General features: G+C 39.0%; 17 protein-coding genes. 2 read left to right on the top strand and 15 right to left on the bottom strand.

What is annotated here, in order from left to right; translation table 11 throughout:
* The 10 genes from ACT3ID_RS06055 to ACT3ID_RS06010 all read right to left on the bottom strand — a co-directional run.
* Positions 1-2,346 (bottom strand): fibronectin type III domain-containing protein (locus ACT3ID_RS06055; RefSeq protein ID WP_491541101.1); only part of this gene is annotated, 2,346 nt, incomplete at its 3' end.
* 797 nt (positions 2,347-3,143) lie between these two features.
* Positions 3,144-5,036, bottom strand: a complete 1,893-nt coding sequence (gene asnB, locus ACT3ID_RS06050) for an asparagine synthase (glutamine-hydrolyzing) (protein ID WP_491541100.1) — start codon at positions 5,034-5,036, stop codon at positions 3,144-3,146.
* 53 nt (positions 5,037-5,089) lie between these two features.
* Complete coding sequence (locus ACT3ID_RS06045) at positions 5,090-6,136, bottom strand: ATP-grasp domain-containing protein (RefSeq protein ID WP_491541099.1); 1,047 nt, start codon at positions 6,134-6,136, stop codon at positions 5,090-5,092.
* Entirely contained in the window at positions 6,133-7,260 is a 1,128-nt protein-coding gene (locus tag ACT3ID_RS06040; protein WP_491541098.1) for a hypothetical protein, read from the bottom strand. Before ACT3ID_RS06040 ends, ACT3ID_RS06045 begins: the two co-directional genes overlap by 4 nt.
* Before the next feature lie 13 nt (positions 7,261-7,273).
* Entirely contained in the window at positions 7,274-8,584 is a 1,311-nt protein-coding gene (locus ACT3ID_RS06035; RefSeq protein ID WP_491541097.1) for an EpsG family protein, read from the bottom strand.
* A gap of 30 nt (positions 8,585-8,614) precedes the next feature.
* On the bottom strand, positions 8,615-9,757 hold the full coding sequence (locus ACT3ID_RS06030; RefSeq protein WP_491541096.1) for a glycosyltransferase: 1,143 nt from the start codon (positions 9,755-9,757) through the stop codon (positions 8,615-8,617).
* The gene (locus ACT3ID_RS06025) at positions 9,750-10,619 is read right to left on the bottom strand and encodes a glycosyltransferase family A protein (protein WP_491541095.1); all 870 of its coding nucleotides are present in this window, start codon (positions 10,617-10,619) and stop codon (positions 9,750-9,752) included. Before ACT3ID_RS06025 ends, ACT3ID_RS06030 begins: the two co-directional genes overlap by 8 nt.
* Complete coding sequence (locus ACT3ID_RS06020; protein ID WP_491541094.1) at positions 10,620-11,615, bottom strand: glycosyltransferase family 2 protein; 996 nt, start codon at positions 11,613-11,615, stop codon at positions 10,620-10,622. It abuts the gene before it with no gap.
* A gap of 7 nt (positions 11,616-11,622) precedes the next feature.
* Positions 11,623-12,516, bottom strand: a complete 894-nt coding sequence (locus ACT3ID_RS06015) for a glycosyltransferase family 2 protein (protein WP_491541093.1) — start codon at positions 12,514-12,516, stop codon at positions 11,623-11,625.
* A gap of 116 nt (positions 12,517-12,632) precedes the next feature.
* On the bottom strand, positions 12,633-13,709 hold the full coding sequence (locus ACT3ID_RS06010) for a sulfotransferase domain-containing protein (protein WP_491541092.1): 1,077 nt from the start codon (positions 13,707-13,709) through the stop codon (positions 12,633-12,635).
* A 336-nt stretch (positions 13,710-14,045) separates the two neighbouring features.
* Between ACT3ID_RS06010 and ACT3ID_RS06005 the strand changes: the two genes are divergently transcribed.
* The gene (locus tag ACT3ID_RS06005) at positions 14,046-15,155 is read left to right on the top strand and encodes a hypothetical protein (RefSeq protein WP_491541091.1); all 1,110 of its coding nucleotides are present in this window, start codon (positions 14,046-14,048) and stop codon (positions 15,153-15,155) included.
* Between the two features lie 302 nt (positions 15,156-15,457).
* On the opposite strand, the gene ACT3ID_RS06000 is transcribed toward ACT3ID_RS06005, so the two are convergent.
* The 5 genes from ACT3ID_RS06000 to ACT3ID_RS05980 all read right to left on the bottom strand — a co-directional run bounded on the left by ACT3ID_RS06000 (position 15,458) and on the right by ACT3ID_RS05980 (position 20,493).
* A complete protein-coding gene (locus tag ACT3ID_RS06000; protein ID WP_491541090.1) occupies positions 15,458-15,667 on the bottom strand; it encodes a hypothetical protein in 210 nt (69 codons plus the stop codon).
* A gap of 320 nt (positions 15,668-15,987) precedes the next feature.
* Positions 15,988-17,013, bottom strand: coding sequence for an NAD-dependent epimerase/dehydratase family protein (locus ACT3ID_RS05995; protein WP_491541089.1), 1,026 nt, complete (start codon positions 17,011-17,013; stop codon positions 15,988-15,990).
* Positions 17,014-17,041: 28 nt separating this feature from the next.
* The gene (locus ACT3ID_RS05990; RefSeq protein ID WP_491541088.1) at positions 17,042-18,442 is read right to left on the bottom strand and encodes a nucleotide sugar dehydrogenase; all 1,401 of its coding nucleotides are present in this window, start codon (positions 18,440-18,442) and stop codon (positions 17,042-17,044) included.
* Positions 18,405-19,508: a GDP-mannose 4,6-dehydratase gene (gene gmd / locus ACT3ID_RS05985; RefSeq protein ID WP_491541087.1), complete on the bottom strand. Its 1,104-nt coding sequence runs from the start codon at positions 19,506-19,508 to the stop codon at positions 18,405-18,407. Before gmd ends, ACT3ID_RS05990 begins: the two co-directional genes overlap by 38 nt.
* A gap of 46 nt (positions 19,509-19,554) precedes the next feature.
* On the bottom strand, positions 19,555-20,493 hold the full coding sequence (locus ACT3ID_RS05980) for a GDP-L-fucose synthase family protein (protein ID WP_491541086.1): 939 nt from the start codon (positions 20,491-20,493) through the stop codon (positions 19,555-19,557).
* Positions 20,494-20,742: 249 nt separating this feature from the next.
* Between ACT3ID_RS05980 and ACT3ID_RS05975 the strand changes: the two genes are divergently transcribed.
* Positions 20,743-22,377: a helix-turn-helix transcriptional regulator gene (locus ACT3ID_RS05975; RefSeq protein ID WP_491541085.1), complete on the top strand. Its 1,635-nt coding sequence runs from the start codon at positions 20,743-20,745 to the stop codon at positions 22,375-22,377.
* The last annotated feature ends 49 nt before the right edge of the window (positions 22,378-22,426 follow it).

The following is a 22,426-nucleotide window of genomic DNA, read 5'->3' as shown; positions in this document are numbered from 1 at the left end:
TGTAAAGTTACTAAAATCAGGAATTTCACCAGTCAAGTGATTATCAGGTGTGCTATTGCTGCTTTCTCCCAAATTCATGTACCTAATTTGGGTCAAGTTTTCAAAACTAGATGGAATCTCACCTTCTAATTGCGCACTTGCTATATATAACTGCTTTAAATTTGTTAAATTGCCTATCTCTGAGGGAAGACGAGTTCCAGAAAAGTCATTAAAGCTTAGATATAACCCTTGAAGTTTTGATAAATTTCCTATCTCTGAAGGAATTGGCCCTTTAATATTGGGTTGATTTGCTATCTCCAGAGCATCCAGATTGGACAATTGTCCTATAGTGGACGGGATAGTACCACTAAAATCGTTTGTATTAGAATACCTTTTTCCCTGATGATATGCTTTATCATACTCTGGCGGGGGTTCTTTAAGCGTACCACCGATCTCATAGGTACGTCCGGCCAAGATTAATCGTTCCATACTTGCCATATTACCAATCGACGATGGAATTTCGCCGGTTAACTCATTTTTCTTGACGTTAAGGTACTTCACCTTCGACAAATTGCCAATCGACTCCGGCAACTGACCGCTCAGTCCGTTGTCATACAGATCCACGCGCGTCACACGGCCGTCGGCATCAGTTTCTATACCATGCCATGAGCTCGAGGGATTGCCGCTGCCCCAGCCGCTGTTGTTTTTCCAGCTGTCGCCGCCTGTCGCCGCATACAGATCCATCAGCGCCTGGCGGTCGCCTTCTACGCTGTTGGCATAATCACTGTCGCTGGTGTTCTGTTCGGCTTTTGTAGAAAAACTGCGAATAGACGACCAATTTTCAGAATCATTGTCATTTTCGGCCTGAACTCTCCAGTAGTAAGTTTGAGAATTTTGAAGATCTGCCACTTCATGAACGGTATTGGCAATTACGTCATCAACTACAGGAGCTGAGAATGATTCATTATCTGCCAACTGGATTTTATACTCCGTTATACCTGAAATCTCTTCCCATTCAAAGTTGAGAGAGGTGCTTAAATCACTGGCTCCATCATCGGGAGAAATAAGCGTCACAGGCGGGATTGCTTCAGATTTGGTGGTAAAAGTATATACTTCAGACCAGTTCTCTGAATCGTTATCACCTGTGGCCTGAACTCTCCAGTAATAGGTCTGCTCATTATTCAATCCAGTCACCTCATAGGACGTATTTCCAACGTTCTCATCTACTGTCGGGGACGAAAAAGATTCGTCTGAAGATAGTTGAACTTTGTAACTATCTACTCCGGAAATCTCTTCCCAGTTAAGATTAACTGTCGTTTCCTGATCACTACTACCATCTTCAGGTGAAGTTAATGTAGCTGCAGGAACAGGTTCAGGTTTTGTTGTGAACGAATATACTTTGGACCAGTTCTCTGAATCGTTATCACCTGTGGCCTGAACTCTCCAGTAATAGGTCTGCTCATTATTCAATCCAGTCACCTCATAGGACGTATTTCCAACGTTCTCATCTACTGTCGGGGACGAAAAGGATTCGTCTGAAGATAGTTGAACTTTGTAACTATCTACTCCGGAAATCTCTTCCCAGTTAAGATTAACTGTCGTTTCCTGATCACTACTACCATCTTCAGGTGTAGTTAATGAGACAGCAGGAACTGTTTCTTGATCCTTTGTAGTAACAAACTCATAAACTTCTGACCATTCTGTTTCTTCTTCTGGTATAACTGGTTCTACTCTCCAGTAGTAATCTTCTTGAGTTTCCAAATCAGTAAATTCGTATGAATTATCCTCCAAATTTTTATCAACAAGGACAGTCTCAAAATTCTGATCATCAGCAAGCTGAAAATTATATCCAGCGGCTGTATTTATTGGTTCCCATTTAAGTTCTACACTTGTAGGACGCACTTCACTTCCGTCTGATGGAGCTTTGAGATTTGTTGAGATAGGTGCAGAATCATCTATTTCTGATAACGTCTTGAAACTCCAGGTTTCTGACCAGGGACCTTCCTTCCCATTGTCCAGTGATCTCACCTGCCAGTGAACTAATGTGTCGCTCGCAAGATTACTAACTTTAACTGCTGTGGAATCAACAACACTATCTACAACAGTAGAAGTGAAGTCGTCATCGGTTGACATCTGTATCTGATATTGCTCTATTCCATCAGCTTCTGCCCACTCGACAGTTAATGAGGTAGGATGTTCGGAACCAGATTCCGGGGTAATTAAGACAGGTTGTGTGAGATTTGAATTTTCAAGATTTGGGTTTTGATCGGGAGGTGGTTCATTTGTTTGAGTTACTGAGTCTTTACATTGAACAAATGCTAATAACATAAAAATGCCAAGCACCAGATGGGTAATTCTAGATCTCATGGGGTAATTTACGTTTCGTTTTATTCGGCAAGGAAGAGCTAGTTCCTCGTCGGTATGATGATTAACTATTTACAAATAACTACAATAATTACAATATTTTATTGGTAGTTATTACAAGATATATCATACTTCTTATTACGTAAATGTGTTCCTCATTTTTAAAAAATAGATCTACTTTTATTACAAAAATTTAATCTTTTGCCTCCCATCGGATTAGCGTTATCTAAGGAGTCAAGATATTTTTTAAAGAAGGGGAAAACGCCAGAAAATAACCTGGAAATTAAAGGATAATCTCAAATAGCTGTGCGAGAGATTTTTAAATTAGGACGGGCTATGACCAATATTTATTACAAGAATTGTACTTGAATTTATGATATTTGTAATAAATAGTGTATTGAGAAGCGGTCGTATAACAGAGGATTACAAGAACTTCAGGGATTGGAGAAATAAGAAAGAAGTTCAACTTCTGTTCAAGGATACAGATCCAGGGAGGTATCCTCACTAAATTCTAACCAATACATATTTTGCCTGTACCCATATCCGTCATTTACGAAGCAAAGAGGAATAGATAAGAGAAAGAATAGGTTTGACAGCACGAAAATAGCTGGCTAATAAGGCGATTCAGCCTTGGATTAGATAGTAATCTTTGTCCCAGATAATCACAGACTATCGCTTAACCAGCTATATCTGTTATTAAAAAATCAGAGGAGAAAAAACCGACTCTCAATGCAAATTTCGCAGAACTTGTCTTTTCAATCTGTACAAGCTCTCAATATGTAGAAGTTGAATCTGACACTTTATTGAATCCACCTTTTATACCACATTTGAAACATCAATAACTTCCATATGAAAGGAGAATAATGAAGCTCATTTTGTCGAAATAATTCTACTTGTTTCATTAGAAAAGGAACATTAAAAATGCCTGATGCAGCAAGATCCTTTTCGTTTAAATATTCGTCGATCAAATAAGAAAGATCTCCACGAAGCCAGGAATAAATCGGAAGTGAAAACCCCGATTTAGGTCGATCCATCATCTCTTTGGGCACATATTCATGTACAATATCCTTTAATATTTTTTTGGTAATCTCTCCATCAAACTTATACCTAATAGGCAATCGGGCAGTAAATTCAAGTAAACGATGGTCCAATAAAGGATCTCTTCCCTCAAGAGATACAGACATCGTAGCACGATCTACTTTCGTAAGAATATCATTTTGAAGGTAGCTTTGATAGTCTACTGCCATAGCAATCTCTGACTCATCATGAAAGCCAGATGGATTGATGTCAAACTTTGTCTGATACTCATCAGGTTTATTGGCAAAAAGATGATTGCTATACGTTCTAGGTAAGCTATTAGCAATCCGAAATAAATCGGCGGCCTGCTGAAGCTTATCATTACTCAGAGCCCTGGACAAGCCATCTAATTTATGCCGTAAAGCTGGCTTTGAATTAGGAGTCAATGATGATAACCCAGAAAAGATATTTGCAGATGTCTTCTTTAATTTGTCAGGAATCCTGTTCATCCATTGAAGCTTCTTATTAAGATCAGGATAGGATCTATATCCGGCAAATAGTTCATCCCCACCATCAGCTGAAAGAGCCACTGTTACCTGTTCTCTGGCAAACTTACTCACTAACATGGTTGGTATTGCCGAACTGTCGGCAAAAGGTTCATCATAGTAATATGGAAGAGATGGTATAATTTTTTGAGCTTCTTCAGTGGTACAAGTGTATTCATGATGATTTGACCCAAGAAAATCTGCTGTATTTCTTGCAAAAGGAGCTTCATTGTTTCCCTCCTCAAAACCGATGGTAAATGTCTTTAAATTGCTATCCATTTCATGTTGCAATATAGAGGTAACGGCAGTGCTGTCATATCCTCCACTTAAAAAGACGCCAACCGGAACATCTGATACCATTCGATACTTAAACGCCGATTTTAATAGTGTATGTAATTCCTCCTTAGCCTCCTCATAATCCAAGTCCAATTTAGGCTGTTTATAATAATCAATAGCATTCCAATAACTGTACTGCTTGATTTGATCTGCAAAAATATCGAATTCTAAATAGCTACCTGGCTCAAGCTTATGGGCATTTTCAAAAATGCAGTAAGGAGTAGGTATATATCCAAAATCAAAATAAGATCTTAAAGCGCTCCGATCGATCTCTTTATCAAATAAAGGATGCTGCATCAATGCTTTTAGTTCCGATCCGAATAGAAATACCCCTCTTTTTCTATAATAAAAAAAAGGTTTTACACCTGCTCTGTCTCTGAAAGCATATAGTTTTTTCTTCTTCTGATCATATATAACAAAAGCAAACATACCGATAAATTGTTCTACACAATTTGCCCCCCATTCCTTAAAAGCGTGAAGGATAACCTCAGTATCAGAACTGGATTTAAATCGATGCCCCGACTTTTTCAGATCCTTTTTTATTTCTCTATAGTTATATATTTCACCATTAAAGATTAGTGATAAATGCTTATACATCATTGGTTGATGGCCAGCTGAACTTAAATCAATAATAGATAACCTTGTTTGCCCCAACCCTACTACTGCATTTTCATTTTTATATAACTCTACCCCCCTATCATCTGGCCCTCTGTGACTTAGCGTTGCTGTCATTTGATTTAAAACAGCTTTAGATGTTTTCTGGGTAAAATCGACACAACCAGTAATCCCACACATATTTACTCTCTCTAACTATTAAGCCAAATCGCAAAAAGCTCACCTTGAAGAATTTAGTTAACTTGATTTATAGTATCAGAGTAGCTTAATGTTTCCGTTTCTAATAACGATTCTACCATCCATCCTTGAGCATCAAAAGAGCCTTCATGCCAATTTAAATCTCGGTCCCAATAGCCCTCGCATTGATAATAGACTTCTTTGATAAATCCATAACTAAGTTCAACAATCACAGGATTGCCGTTATGATACACATAATCAATTGCCAAACATTGGCTATTGATTGCTTCTGCCACTTCAAAAGAAAGATCAACTACCTCTTCATCAAAGTGGTGTTTTTCATAACGTACATGCCCACTTCCTGAAGCTCTGAAACCTCCTTCTCGAACGAGTCGTTTTATCGCAAATGCTTTCCCATCAATAACAATAACACGAATATCGTGATCATTGCCGGGTATAAAATCCTGAAAATAGATATACCCTCTCTCTTTTCCGGCTGTCTTTGCAAACTCCGTTGTTTTTCCAAGACGAAGAACGCCCTTGGTCACATCCCACAAATCAGTATTACCTTTTCTGTATTTGTACCAGCGATCTTTAAGATTAGCAATCTTATCATATTGACTGAATCCTCGTGAAAAAGCCTTTCTGACTAATTTTTTTGCATCTGATTTATTCTTAGCCAGTTTCACATGGGCTGAACCTGCTCCTTTACGTAATTTAAACACTTTTGGAAAGCTATTTTTTCGAACCCACTGCAAAGCTTCATCCTTATCATAAAATACATAGGTAGGTACCAGTGGTGCTCCAATTGCTTCTAACAAATATTTCTGGCCAACTTTATCATCAAAATGCCAAGCTGTATAAAAGTCCGGAAATACTTTTTTACCGGCTGTTTCCAAAGCGTAAATAAGCTGCTTCGCAAAAAGTACATCCTTTGGATTTGACTGATTAAAATGCCACATCAAGGCATCACAATCATCTAACTGATCAATGATATCATTATCATAACAGTTAACGATTTTATAAGCGATCTGATTTTTTTCGCAATATTCAATCCACTTTGAACTAAAATCATTCTCTTTATAATGTATAGCTATCTTCATACTGTCCCCTCCATAATTTTCCCCAATTGGGCTGATGACATAAATTCGACATCAGGCCATTTATTTAGTATTTGCGTTAAGAGTTTATTTAATTGTTCAAGATTTTTCTCTCTATTCTCTTTTTCCATTCCCCCCACGTAATTAATTCTATGTGTCGATATTATCGCTGGCTTTTTCCATCTAAATGACGTTTCGATTTCTCTTAAACAGGTTTCCACAGAATTATTCTTCTGATCCAAAGTTGGCTCAAATCTACAATTTCTTACCAGATAAAATTGCCCGTATTTATTAGATTTTCCTGTATAATGACGTCTTATATTCGCATCTCCTGAATAAATATCAGGAGATAAATGTCCCCTCTGAGACTGAATATATTTTACTCCCAACTCTAACAATGGTTTTTCCATTTGCTTGGGAAATATATAGTTACAGGCAACGAAAGATTCCGAGGAAAAGCCAAACTTCGTTTTGAATTTTTCAAGTCCTTCTTTTAAAACATTTAACTTATGGCTAAAATCCTTCTTACTTTCCGCCCAATAGGCTGCTAGATAATTTTTCTGATTTGGAGAAGGAGTATTAGTCTTTAATCCAAAAAATTTGTACTCAAACGCAACTCGAGTATCACGATCATTATTTCGTAAAGCTTTCATCCACAGAGATACATTTAAATGTTCTCTTGCATGAAACTGTGGAAAAATCAGTTCTTCATCTATTCCCTGATGCCAAATATCCAGAATATTTTCTCCATTATATCTCTCATAAGAGATTTCCATATCTTCGTGATGATAGTTTTCAAAGTTATCCTCTTCAATTTCTTCAAATGCCGGATTCCCCATTACAGTATTAAAGGTGAATATCGGGCAATTGTCATTTATGCCTTGATACTTCGAAAGTACATTGAATAGTGCTATTAAATCTTGCTTCTGCTCAAGAATGTCATATTTATCATATATAGAATGATCTGCTCGAATACTTTTCTCCATGAGTTTTTCATAAGCCTCTTTTGAAGGCATTCTGATACTACCCCAATCATCACTATCAAAGACGACTATCTTTCGATCAGTTCGCCATCCCGGGATATTTACCAGGTAGTTTCCAACTTTTTTTTGTATTTCTTCTAACATGACTGACAAATATTTATATAAGCATTTTCAACACATCATTAAGCGAAATATGCTCTCCGGTGAATAATGCTGCTACAATGGGATTACCCAATATCGCCGTAGCACTTAATGAATAAAGACCTATCCGTACCGAAACAACTACAAATAACAGTAAGGCCGGAGTGGCGAGCAATATCATTCTCTTCATTACTTTTCCTTGCTCCTTATTTTGCACATACAGAATGATCAAAGCAAGAGCAATAAGATTGGCAACCGAAACAAACCGAGATCCGGACGGCAAGGAGCTGAACAGATTCGCCACTCCATAAAACAGCAATACAAAAGAAAATAAGCTCAGCCAATATTTATTGTTTGAAAAGAATTTACGCCGCCTTACAAACAAAACGATCAAAAAACCCATTACAGACCATTTCAACCCCCTGTTAAACCACTGTGCATACCATACCCTGTCAGAGCTGGTATCTTCTCTGAATTGCTCAACTTGTTGCTCACTCCTATAGCTCGAAGTACGTTCCTGAATAACTTCAGGAGCATAAGTTTCAATCAAATTGTTGAAAACGCTCAAATCTATTTCGGAGATAAAAAATGTAGCCAGAAAAAAGCAAAAGTAGAGTATCATTCTGTTGCCCATAAGCATATATCCATATAGTACTCCCAGAGGTACCAAAAAGGAAAAATGTACCAATATTGAAAGCGAGGCTATAAAAACCCCATTCTTTTTTCCCTCGAAAAGATATGGCAGTAGTCCGTAAATAAAGATGTGAGCAGCCGTCCACATACGAAAAGTATTTATATACCAAAAAGGAACAACCAAGAAGAAGCAAATGAGTAATAGTAAAGTTATAGGCTCTATTTTCCCTTTTAATCGCTCAAGCAGATACCAAATATTTCGAGAAAAAAAGAAACCGAAAATAATGCCATAAATAAGTGTTAAAATAGCTTGACTATCAGTAAAACGAGAAACTACTATCGCCAAAAAAGTTCTGAGTATATCTACTTCTCCGCTTTGCTGATAATAACTTATCATCTCTGAAAAACTCATGCTGATGCCGTGCAAATAGTCTACTTCTGCTACATAGCGGACGATGTCACTGTTCTGACTTTCTGCTCCTATGGCAAAAGCATATCCGTAAAAAGCGACAAATGCCCACAACACATTTTTTGCCCAGCTGCTTTTATAATTCCTAAAAGCTGAAACAAGAGCCAGCAGAGGCCATACAAAGAATATCAGAGCTGCATAATAACCAGACTTATCATCTGCATAGTGAATCTCAGCGGCTCTCCATCTGGCGATATCTTCATTTTCAATCATTTCTTTCCACATTATCAATTCTTCTCCCGAATGCTGGATTTTTCAATTTGATGCGACCAGCTGTCTCTTATTTTGTGAAAGCTTTAAGAATTTAGTGCATACATTTTTTATCCTGTACTTTTCGATGTCTTCGTATTCTCGCTTATTTTCAAAATTAAATTCTAAAAACTCTCTGAATATTTTATCACTGGATTCATCGTTTTTGTACTCCAGTATTGGCTTTCTCAAAAAGTTATAGTCAATAAGTTTTAATGACTTTTGAGTATTCTCCTTGTAAGGAAAATGGATCAAAAAATCGACCCCGCTTAATCTATTCAACAATTCCTCTCTCTCTACATAATCATTTATTTCACACTTACTATATGTCTTGCTATTCAATTTTCTCCTGAATAACTCCTTATTCTTAGTGTAAACGATGAATTTATAATCCTTCTCAACAATGTTCAGTTTTTCAAGAAAAGGTTCTGCATAGTGAAGATAGCTCTGAATATTTCCAAAATATGCAAATGTAACTACTTCATTATTGTCATAGTTTTTACTATCAAGTTCTTCCGGAAAAGATAATCCCTGGGGAATGATTTTTATTTTTGAGTGGAACTCTTCAAAATATGCCGACTTTCCTCCTTCAAAAGGAATGGTAATGAAGTCGGCTTTTCGGCAGAACCATTTTTCAATCCATGCGAAATAAAAGAGCTTATTAAAGGAATCGTTTTCGAGTCCGTAAAAAGGATCACCGCAATCTGCAACCCATGTTTCCGCTATTGGATTTTCTTCCCTCCAAGCCCACGCTACTCCCCAGTGGATGGGATGTGGAACAGCTATTGAAATCAACAGGTCATAACCGGCCTCTTTTTGCAATGCCTTTTTAACCCGGTACATTAATTCAATATCAGGATATTCGAAAAGCTGAAGCAATCCCCGGCGTATTACTCTTTTAAATAATCGAAAGATTTCTGAATTATCCTCCAGTTCTATGGATGGAAATCGAAGTGGACCAAGGTTTTTAATAGTAATACCATATTCAGCTTCAAAGGGTTTATGGTATTTATCATCCTTTTGTGTCAGTAAAGTCACTTCATGGCCTTGCCGGGCGAACTCCTTAGCCAATTCGGTTGTACGAAGTGAACGGGGTGAATTCACCGGGTAGAATGAGCGACTGATTATTAGAATTTTTTGTTTATTCATTTCCATCATTAAACAGCTTTGGAAAGCGTGAATTTTGACTCATCACTTTTTTTTTATTCGTTCTTAGGACATAAATAACAGCCGATATTCTATGATAGAAATATGCTAAGGGATTCACTCTGTGACGTAACAAATTCGGTAGTATTTTAATAGTACCGAAAAAAGCCTTAAGCAGCGCAATCGGACCGTTTATCCTGCAATCAATTCCGCCAGTCAACCTGATTTTACGAGGATCGTATTTGGGAATTGTCTTAATTGTACTCTCATAAGGATGTTCAACGATATATTCCGGAAAAAAGAAAACTCTGAGCCCCGACTTGATACAGTCATGAATAAAAAGCTGCTCGTCACTCCCAATCAGCAGAGATTGCCCGGCACCAAACCGCTCATCAAAATAAACCCCTTCTCCTTTCACAGAATCCACACGAAAAGCTATTTGAATGGTTCCTACGGACGGAGCTTTTTTATACTCCACGATCTCACCCGGAAATTTCCTATATTCAGGATCCCCCTCTGGAGTTCTGATTTTAAATATGCCCACATCTGCTTGATCGTGCTGACGAAAAGTTTTCCTAATAGCTTCAATGTCCGAATCCAAATATTTGACATCATCATCAGAAAATACACCTATATCCCCGTCAGCTAAACGAAGGGCATTATTTCGGGATCGAGCAACACCCGCCCCTTCTATTTGTGAAATTTTGATATCATCCCTGTTCAATTCCTTTGGTATATACTTATATTTAGCATCTGTATACTGATGTGAGACGATATAGCTGACATCATCACGAGGTTCCAATACAACACCTCCTACCTTCTCAATTCCTTCATTAATTGTCGATATAAGTATATTTATCTTCATCTAATTAACTTTCTTTATGTCAAATCCAGTCTGCCTGATGGCTTGTAGAAATATTTCTCTGACAAAATTCTTGAGGAACCTTCCCCATTGAAAGTCTATATTTAGTTCTTCTAAGATCCGGAGCTGTTTTTTAAACTCCTTGATCGACTTTTTCTCTGCTAAATTCCTGGCAAGCAGGATATAAAAGAGATTTAACCTCCTTGAAAGACTTTTTTTATTTTCTTCTTCGTCCAAAAAATATGGTCCATAATCCAGCTGAAATTTTAACAGTCCGTGAATTCGTGCATTTGATTCCTCGGCATCATTGTTAGTGACGCTGTCCTCGTGCAGACGTGTATAAGTCAGTACCTGGTGGACAAATCCAAAGTCTGACTCCTTTAGAAAGTCAAGACAAGCTCCTGTATCTGCTGCCAAATGTGACTCGTCGTATACCTTTTCTCGCTTTCGTATCAAATCAGAGCGAATTAATAATGAAGTAGGAGAGCCAAATTTTGAAGCTCCCTGTTTCAGGTATTTTCGTGCAACTTCTTTCCCGGACTTAAAATTGGTAGGATATGAGAAACCATCCAGATCCACATGACTTCCTTCCAGTCTATAGGCACTTACAATTCCCACTGTGGGATATTCTTCAGCAACCTCGACCATTTTTGTCAGACATTCCGGAAATAAAAAATCATCGGCATGCACAACCTTACAATATTTACTTTCCGGTGAGATCTGGCGAAAAGCGTGGTTCAGATTCTCCATTTGTGGCAGAAACTCTTCGTTATTGTGGATACGGATACGATCATCTTTCTCAGCATACTCCTCCATTATCTGCAAAGAGCCGTCTGTGCTCTGATTATTCACGAGCACATATTCCCAGTTCTTGTAGTTTTGATTGAGCACACTTTCAATACACTCACGTAAAAACTGCTCTCCATTATAAACTGGGGTGAGAACCGAAACGAAAGGTTCATTTACTATTTTTTGATTTTGTTGATCGTTCTTTTCCATACAATGACTACTCTCTTATTTTGTGTGGATCTATTAACCGGAGTATAACTCCTCCATAAATAATTATTCGATATACGTATTTGGATAAATCAATGAAGAAGATGATTAATCGTTCACTTAAAGATAATTCTTTATCTAAATGCTCTCTTCTTACATTCAGGCCGTTTAAAAGATGACTACCTAAAATCCTTAACTTGCTGTAATTATATCTCCTTCTTGCGTTAATCAATCCTCCACAAGTTATTCGATAGAATTTTTTAAAAATATTGACCAAGTTTCGGGCCGGATGTAATACCAGTACTTCCTCGGCATAAATCATCTTGTATCCCTTTTGGGTGCAACGAAGAGTAAACTCCCAGTCACCTCCTGATATAATTTTGTTATCAAATCCATTTACTGCATTAAAAACTGATTTCTTTACAAAGAGATTCGCAGTTACCCCTCTTCCCAAGGGGACATTTTTATGCTGTTGAAATGCTGTAAAACGTTCATATAAATAACCGTATCTATTTCTCTCAATATTCCGGATTATTTTGACTCTTCCACCAATAAGATCACATGTAGATTTTTCAAAATATTTCAATGCATTAGCCAACCAATACTTATCGGGAATACAATCGGAATCTGTAAATGCCAAAATATCGCCCTCGGCTATAGTAACTCCTCTATTTCTAGCTACATAAGAACCCGGCTTCGACTCATGAATTAGCCGTATATTCTCCGGCAATTTAACTCCCTCAGGTAATTGACTGGTCTCATTATTATTAACAACTATTACTTCATACTGTGTCCTGTCTAACGTTTGCTCTTCCAAAGCAATCAAACATTTTACCAGCCCTGCCCAATCTTGGTATGTGGGTATAACCACTGAAATTTTCATTTTATTTTTTTCTCTCTTCAACCATACGATCTCTTATTAATAACTCCTGTAACCAACTATAGGTTTTGTTTGGACATTGCTTTAACAAAAACAGTTATATCTAATTTTTTTAATCTCTCTTCTTTCAATAACAAAATTCAAGTATCTCTTCTTCCCGGCCAGTAATTCTTTAAAAATGATTTCATTTTATGCCAAACCACCTTATGAAAAGGATTTTTATAACGGCTTAGATTTACTTGATCATCAAAAGAGTATCCCAACTTTTCAGCCAGTGCTATTGTTTGAGGATGATTATATATATTTTTCCAGTCAATTTTTTTGGAAGTCTTATTTCTATACCTGTCATATTTTACATCTAAAGCATCAAGCATTCGATCATCATAGCTAAGCCCCATAAATGCCAACATTTCAATCAGTGTAATGCGTTGTATCTCCTTTCTCTCTTCAAAGAGATTTTCAAATTGAATTGACAAAAACGGAAGACGGGGGTATCTGGTTTTTATTTCTAACGCCCGCAGATTTATTTCTGTCCAATAATACAGGGATTTTTCATATAAGGTTAATGTATCCCATTTCTCTTGATACTCAGACAAAAGTGCCCCTTCATCAAAGGGTGTTATTTCTGCTTTCTCAAATCTATCTTTAACCTTACCGGTATACCAGTTATGAGTTACCAATGAAGCGGCCACTTTAACTGGATTCCGATATAAATGGACCACTTTTAGTCGGTCATTAAATCGCTCATACAATTTTGCAATACCTGCAATACTCTGCCAGCTCACCTCGATATAGTTCATATTACTGGTTATCTCATCAATAAAATCCAAGTGTTTGATTATTACTTCGCTATTTGCATTTGTAGCTGAAGTGTTAAAATTCCCCAGTGTTTTTCTGAGATTGTATTCATTACCAACAGGTTCGTGCAGTGTCACGGCCTCATCGGAATAATATTCACTTATATTTTTCGAAATCCACTGTGTACCACATCGGGGGGTACATAAAAAAACAACAGCAGAGTGTATATCCTGAGTCAATCTTTCACTGGATAAATTATGTTTTTTCGTTTCCATCACAGTATCATCTTTCTGAAATTCAGTCAACTTTTTGTACCCTTCATATTCATCACTCTTAGCTTTATAGTTATGATACTTGTAGACTTCAATAACTAACTGAATACTCCCTGATGAAGGAATACAAGAGTTGTGCCAATTCATTTCTGTTTATCAAAAACCTTCTAGAAAAGTTCAGAAATGGAGTAAAAAAAAATTAGAGAGGGGTAAAAAGAAAAGGGTAATAAAAAATAAGACAGAAGGACCGAGTAATTTTTTACTAACGAGTATGAAAGAATTACCCATTTACACGGGATGCTTCTGACAAATCCATAGATTTTTTCTGATTTTCTACTCGCAGCCCAACCGTTTAAAATTAAATAAATCTAACTTAATCCTTTTTGACTAATTACCTAATATTTAGACGTGGTTAACTATCATCAAGAGTAATAGTTGGCTGTACTAATCAATAACAAAAATAAGTAAGGGAGAGAAAACGCTATGCGAAATAAATATATATTAGCCATTAGTGCAATTCTAATAGGTTTCATTGCTGCCTTTTCAGCATGTGAGTCCAGCACGAAACCTAATATTGAAGAGAGCTTTGCAGAATTAAAACAAGTTACACCAATACCAGGCATTTCAGTTGAAACTATGGAAGTGTCCTCACTCGATAACGGCAACAGCTATTTATCGGTTCGTTTCGATGATGGACAATTAAGAGAAGCATGGTGTATAGAGTGGAATGAAGAAGAGGCTTTTGGTATACAGAACGGAGCCAAATTCTACACTACCAAAGGTCATGAAGAATGGGAAAAAATAAGTTACTTCATGAGAATTAAAGACGATATCAAAGCTAGCGATCCGAATTTGACTCCGAAAGAAATCCAGGTTATCATCTGGTCGCTTATTGATTATCCATCGTTTGATGTAGATAAAATATCGGAATATGAAAGTATCGATGAACGATTTTATAAAGATGGTGAGGCCCGTTTTGATGTACAAAAGGTTAAAGCGATTGTCAATGAGGTTGAAAATGAAGTCAACTCCGTTCTAAAAAAAACCAACTACAACTTGCCGGGCGTTACCGTTATTGAAAATGACGGGCAAACGATCATCACTGAAGAAGAAACAGCGTATGCTGTAATGACTTCAAATGGTGAAGTAAACGAAACTATTTCAGACTGTTTCATCAACGGACCTTTTAACAATTGGGGATGGACAAACGGACCTTTATCAGATCCCAGCGGCGAATTAACATTTGACATATACGCAGGCGCCGGCCGATGTGATCTTGCCAAGGGCACCCTTGTGGGTGAACTGACCGTTGAATACAATAACGGTACATTTACGGCCACCTATAAGATGACTGAAACCTCACCTTTCACTGGCAACAGTTATGTGATGACAGAATCACATCTTTATGTCGGCAATGATCCTTATCCTACTAATCAGGGTAGCGGAAAATATACCGTTGCTCCGGGTCAGTATGGAAATTCTGACAATCATGGAAATGTAACAGAATACACTTACGAAATAGAGAATTTATCCGGAGATATCTATTTTATCGCTCATGCCGTGGTCGACGGATTTAATCCGAATGCCGATTAAAAAAGTAGTCGATAGGTCTTAAGGGGATTCAAAAACAACTTTGGATCCCCCTTTTTTATTCTGCCGTTGTTAACAGCTTTCTAATATTCTTCTTAATCTTCTGGTAGAGCTTGCTGGATTTTATTTTGTAGATGATCATTAATAGTAAAGGCGTCATTCTCTCTCCAGTTTACGTTATTGTTATACCAAAGTATCTGAGCTATATTTGCAGAATCATACCGATCTAAGACGAAAAGTAATTTTACACAACTGATGCCTGTGTGTAACACCAGTTAAACAGAACCAAGAAGTGAAGTCTGATTTCAGTAATGATCCTCAACCGCATCGATAAGTTCTGATAATCTTTTTTTATACAGGAGTGTTTCTCTGGGAGTAAGCTCTCCCTCAAATCGGAAGGTTTGTTTGTTATAGCCAAGCACCTTAAGCTGCTTTATAAACTTAACGGCTTTCTCTATGATCTCTTGATTCTCCTTCCACTGTACATCTGCTTTTTCAATTTTTTGCCCATTCATGGCATTATCCCATTTGTTATTAATATTAACTCTGGATAGCTGCCGCTTCTTTTTACCGGCTTCTCATCTTCTTTAATTGCTATACAAATGTTTTCAGTCATCGGTAATGCTCCCAAAAATCGGATATAATCCTATCCTAGTATAGATACTAATGTTCACCCTGTCCGGCTGACGATTACATTTATCCCTTCGCTTTTTATACCATTCTCATTTGTAGATTAACTCCGACCGACAGCTCTCCCTTCAAACTACTAGTCGGAGCTTATCTAACCTCCTCTTTCATATTCAAAAAGATCCGGAAAGATCGAGGGGGTTTCCTCCTATACCCAATACAAGTCCTCATTAACCTGTTCTGTTTTTAACAGATGCTTGAGTTGCTTTAACCGGGTGTAAGGTCTGGCCAGGAATTCCTCTTCTTCCAAATCAATTTTTTGGAATACTTCATGCAACTCTTCCGCGCCGTCAAGAGCGGTATATTCGCATGAAAAGCCGGGCAGCTGACTGTTAATTTTATCAAAGGATACGCGATAGCTTCTGTTATCCCCGGTATTCTTTCCGAAACTCAACTTACATCCTGTAAAAACTTCTCCTACAATCTCGGCAATCTCTTTCACACGGAAATTTTCTTTGGTATCCCCAACATTAAATATCTCGTTATGAACAACATCTTTCGGAGCTTCAAGTGAACGCCAAACAGCTTTGCTGATATCACGAATGTGTACCAGCGGTCGCCACGGCATTCCGTCGCTGATCATTTCTATAACGCCTGTTGTCCAAGCCAGGCCCGACAGATTATTAAGAACTATATCAAAACGCATTCTGGGAGAAGCACCGTAAGCCGTAGCATTTCGCAGGAATGTCGGTGAAAAACTCTCATCCGCCAGTTTTGAAACATCCCGTTCAACTCTTGTTTTGCACTCTGCGTAGGCTGTTTGAGGATTAACCTCCGACTCTTCAGTCTTATAGCTATCATCTCCCTTGCCATATACACTGCACGACGAAGTGTAGACAAACCGTTCAATACCGGCCTCCTTGCAGAGTTTTGCCAGCCGAACACTTCCCTCGTGATTTATCTTATACGTAATTTCCGGATTTAATTGGCCAAGCGGATCATTCGACAGCTCCGCCAGATGTATAACCGCATCAAAGCCCTCTAGATCCTCGAGGCCGATATTTCGCAAATCTTTATGCATATACTGTGGATATATCATCTCCCCGTTGTTAAAAAGCCAACCTGATCGGTAAAAGCCCGTATCCAATCCTGTTACATCGTACCCTTTCTCAATCAGATACGGACCAAGAACTGATCCTATATATCCATCTGAACCCGTGATTAGTACCTTCATAGTTATTCTCTCCTTTTTGATTTTTTATTTACGCTTTCCAAATATGATTTTCATTTTTTGGTTCTATATGCTTCATGGCATTTCTCGTATCAATAATAATGTCGTTCCAGTCAGCTAATTCCTGATAGTCAATATCGGAGTGATTCGTAGAAATAACGACTGCATCAAAGGATGAAATAGTTTCTTCATCCCATGCCACTGTCTCCTTCCCGGCCCACTGAGCATGATCCCTCGTTTCCCATATTTTGGGGATGTAGTGATCGTAGTAATCTATATGAGCTCCATATTCGCTTAGCAAATCCATCAGCTTGAAAGTAGGTGACTCCCGTAAATCATCAACATTCGGCTTATAAGCCAATCCAATGATCAGGATTTTGCTGCCGTTTAAGGCAATCTTGTGAGCATTCAGTGCTTTTATTGTCTGCTCTACAACATAGCGTGGCATGCTGGTATTAATTTCTCCGGCCAGCTCTATAAATCTGGTGTGTTGCTCAACCTCACGAGCTTTCCATGTTAAATAGAACGGATCAATGGGAATGCAATGTCCCCCGAGCCCTGGCCCCGGTGTGAATTTCATAAAACCGAACGGCTTGGTAGCAGCTGCATCCAATACCTCATGCACGTCGATATCCATCTCCTGGAAAATAACTTTGAGCTCATTGACCAAAGCAATATTCACCGATCGAAAGATATTCTCGGTTAACTTTACAGCCTCGGCTGTTTTGTTGTCCGAAACCGGAACGGTCTTCACCACAATAGTATCATACAGAGCCGTAGCCACTTCCAGGGCATCGTCTCCATGCGCCCCAACAACCTTCGGAATTTTCGAAGTATTAAAATCGGCATTCCCGGGATCCTCGCGCTCCGGACTATAAGCAACAAAAAAGTCTTCACCCGATGTTAATCCCGACACATCTTCCAAAATCGGAATAACCAGCTCGTCGGTAGTGCCCGGATAAGAAGTAGACTCCAAAACCACCAGCTGCCCTTCTGTTAAATGGTCAGCAATATCTCTGGTGGTTTGCTCCACATACTGCATATCAGGCTCACGATGCTGATCCAGCGGTGTAGGCACACACATAATGATAGCATCCATCTTTTTCAGCTCTGCAAAATCGAGTGTGGCCTCACATCTCTCCGATGATGAAAGCTTCTCCATCATATCATAGCCAAGATGTTTTATATAAGGCTCCCCTTTTTTTATATCCTCAATTTTATCGGGATCAATGTCGAAACCTGTTATCGGAAATCCCTGCTCATGGAATGTCCACAACAAAGGTAGCCCCACGTATCCTAATCCAATGATGCCAACCCGGGCCTTGCGATTTTGGATGCGCTCAATTATATCTTCTTTTAACCCGGTTGCTTTCTTGGTATCCGGAATACCGACGCTACTGTATGTATTTTGAGATTTTTGAGTAGTCTTCATTATTGCTCATTGCTAAAGTTACTTTTTCCTGATCTTCTCGGACCATTTCTTCTATTAATTCGTCAAACGTATATTGTGGCTCCCATCCTAGCTGCTCGCGTGCTTTTGTGGCGTCTCCTACAAGCAGATCCACTTCGGTAGGCCTGAAATAACGAGGATCAATTTCAACTACCGTATCACCGGTCTCTGCATTGATCCCTTGTTCGTCCACGCCTTCACCAATCCACTCGATCTGGATACCTGCATGGCGAAAAGCTTTTTCGCAAAACTCTCGAACAGTATGCATCTTACCAGTTGCCAGCACATAATCTTCTGGCTTATCCTGCTGCAACATCATATGCATACCTTTGATATAGTCCTTGGCATGTCCCCAGTCTCTTTTCGCTTCCAGATTACCCAGATAGGTTTTTTCTTGTACACCGGCCGCAATCCTAACCGCAGCCCGTGTAATCTTTCGGGTGACAAAAGTTTCTCCCCGCACCGGCGATTCGTGATTAAATAAAATCCCGTTTACGGCAAACATATCGTAGGCTTCACGATAGTTAACGCAAATCCAATATGCATAGAGTTTGGCAGCTGCATAGGGAGAACGCGGATAAAAAGGCGTATCCTCATTCTGCGGCACTTCCTGCACCTTTCCATACAGCTCACTGGTGGAGGCCTGATAAAATTTTGTCTTCTCCGTTAGTCCCAGCAGGCGAATCGCTTCGAGCATACGAAGAACACCAAAAGCATCTGTATCAGCCGTATATTCGGGAGCTTCAAATGAAACCTGCACATGGCTCTGGGCTCCCAGGTTATAAATTTCATCAGGCTGGATATCCTGAATTATTCGAATCAAATTCGTAGAGTCGGTCAGATCTCCGTAGTGAAGATGGAAAGGCAGTCCCTCATTATGTGGATCGCGATATATGTGATCGATACGACCAGTATTAAAAGAGCTGGAACGTCTTTTTATGCCGTGCACTTCGTATCCTTTTTGGAGTAGATATTCTGCCAGATACGACCCGTCCTGACCTGTTACTCCTGTTATTAATGCTTTTTTTCTCTCTTTACTCTCTCTCAAATTAACCTCCTTCAGATTTAATTATATCAAATGCTAAACAAATGAATTACAATTTTACTTCTTTAAGCTCGTCTTCATTTTCGGTAAACCATCGATAGGTCTGCTGTAAACCCTCTTCCAATTCAATAGAATGATGCCAACCCTCTGAATGAATTTTTGAGACATCCAGCAATTTTCGCGGTGTGCCGTCAGGCTTAGAATCATCCCATATTATTTCTCCCTGATGTCCTACAACGTTCTGTATTAAATGTGCAAGTTTCTTGATGGACAGATCTTCGCCAACGCCTACATTATACATGCTCTCTGAAAGATCGTTCTCGACAGCAAATAGTATCATCTCAGCCAGATCCCGTACATGCAAAAATTCTCTTTTCGGTTTACCCGTGCCCCAAAGAGTAACCGGCTGATCGCCATTAATTTTTGCTTCATGAAACTTTCGGATCATAGCCGGTACCACATGAGAAGTCTCGAGATCAAAATTATCTCTCGGTCCATATAAGTTGGTAGGCATCAGTGAAACGTAGTTACGATCATATTGACGCCGTAATGCTTCACACATCTTTAATCCCGCAATTTTTGCTATGGCATACCACTGATTTGTCGGCTCCAGTGATCCCGTTAACAGATGCTCCTCTTTCATTGGCTGCGGAGCATGTTTCGGATAAATGCAGGAGCTTCCCAGGAAAATGAGCCTGTCTACCCTGTTTTCATGAGCGGCATTAATCACGTTATTCTGAATGGCAAGATTATCATGCAAAAACTGATACGGATACTGATCATTAGCCAATATTCCGCCCACCCGTGCCGCTGCAAGAATAATCCCATCTGGCTGTTCTCTGTTGATAAAATCATAAGTATCAATCTGATTTCGCAGATCCAATTCACTGCTTGCTCGGGTAACAATATTTGAATAGCCGTTTTCTCTGAAAACATCCAACACGGCAGAGCCGACCATTCCAGTATGACCTGCAATATATACCTTCATCTCTTCCATCTTTGTAGTGATACGGTTTTCCTATTCATGCGAGATATTTGTATCACAACAACTGTGCCAATTGGTAAACGAAGTAGTACTGCTGTTTTAATGTGGTATACTGAAGTAATCTTGAGTAATTATTTTATATCAACGCTGAACTTGTGCAATAAGGTTACAGCAGTAACAAAAATTGAAGACTTTTCTCTTGTGCTATTTATGGTTTACTGTTATTCTATAATAAGATAAAAAGGAGATGTTATGGCTTCTGAGAACAAACTTGACCAAGGACGCAAAGCATTTCGCCGGCAAGAGTGGAAAGAGGCTTATACCTTGCTGTCCTCAACAGACAAAAACAGTACACTTGACCCTCCTGATCTCGAGAAACTTTCCATAGCTGCTTTTCTCATTGGTAAAGAACCTGAATATTCAGATCTCTGGGCACGTACCCATCAAGGCTATCTTAAACAGAAAAAGAAGAGGAAAGCCGCAAATTGCGCGTTTTGGCTGGGGATCACGCTGATTACCCAAGGCAAAAAAGCAGAAGGAAGCGGCTGGATTGCCAGGGCAACTCGTTTAGTCGAAAAGTTTCAGAAAGAATGTGCTGAAAAAGGATTTTTACTGGTGCCTGAAGCATTACAGAATCTGCGTGCAGGAAAACCAGAGAAAGCTCATGATCTCTTTGTGGAAGCTCTCGAAATTGGTAATCGATGCAACAATTCGGATTTGATTGTTCTTGGTTTACTTGGTCGGGGACAAGCTTTAATCAATCAAAAAAAGATCAATGAGGGGACAACTTTTTTTGATGAAGTCATGGTTGCCGTAATTGCAGGTGATATTTCTCCCATTGTAGCGGGAATTGTCTACTGCGCAGTAATAGAAACCTGTCAAAAAATATACGATTTGCAGCGGGCACAAGAGTGGACAGAAGCGTTAAACCGCTGGTGCCGTAACCAGCCAGATCTAATTCCTTACCGTGGACAATGTTTGGTACGACGTGCCGAAATTATGCAGCTGCATGGTAACTGGTCGGAGGCTATGGATGAGCTGGAACAAATTTTCAACCTCAAGCAAACTTCGAATCCGCCCGTGCTTGGTGAAAGCTTTTACAGGAAAGGAGAGCTCTATCGATTGCAGGGGAAGTTTACTAAAGCCGAAGAAGCATATCAAAGCGCCAATAAGAACGGTCGAAATCCACAGCCCGGGCTGGCCCTCCTTCGAATGAGACAAGGACAGATCGATAAAGCAAAAGCAGCTATCGAAAATATAGAAAAGGAAAAACAGGATCTGTTGGCGCGCTCCAGGATTTTACCGGCTTATATAGAAATAATGCTTTCTGCAGATCATTTAAAGACAGCTCAAAATAGTGCCCGTGAATTGTCGGATATTGCTGCAAAAGTTAATGCTCCCATACTGGAGGCTATCGCCGAATATTCGCAAGGAACCGTACTACTGGCAAGCGAAAAACCCCGAGAAGCCATCACTAAACTTCGCACAGCCTGTAAGATTTTAACTAGTGTTGGAGCCTCTTATGAAACTGCACGTACTCACCTGTTGATAGGCCTTGCTTATCGCAAACTTGGCGACAATGACACTGCTAAAGTAGAATTGAAATCAGCTAAATCTACTTTTATGGATCTCAACGCTATTCCTGATATCAACCGGATTAATGAAATTTTTCCACCTATGAAAAGTGAGAATACCCATGGGTTAACGCCGCGGGAGATACAAGTCCTGCGTATTTTGGTGACCGGCAAGACCAATAAAGAAATTGCTGATGATCTGTTCATCAGTGAACGCACCGTAGATCGCCATGTAAGTAACATCATGGCCAAACTTGATGTCCCCTCCCGTACAGCTGCCACCACTTACGCGTACAAGCATAACCTCATTTAACTTCTGTGGGTAATATTACCCATTTCCTCCTCCCTTTTTAAATTGGGTA

This window comes from Fodinibius sp. GM108 (genome assembly GCF_058386985.1).
Note: the sequence above shows the minus strand (reverse complement) of the source record. Positions and strands in the feature narration are given on the sequence as shown.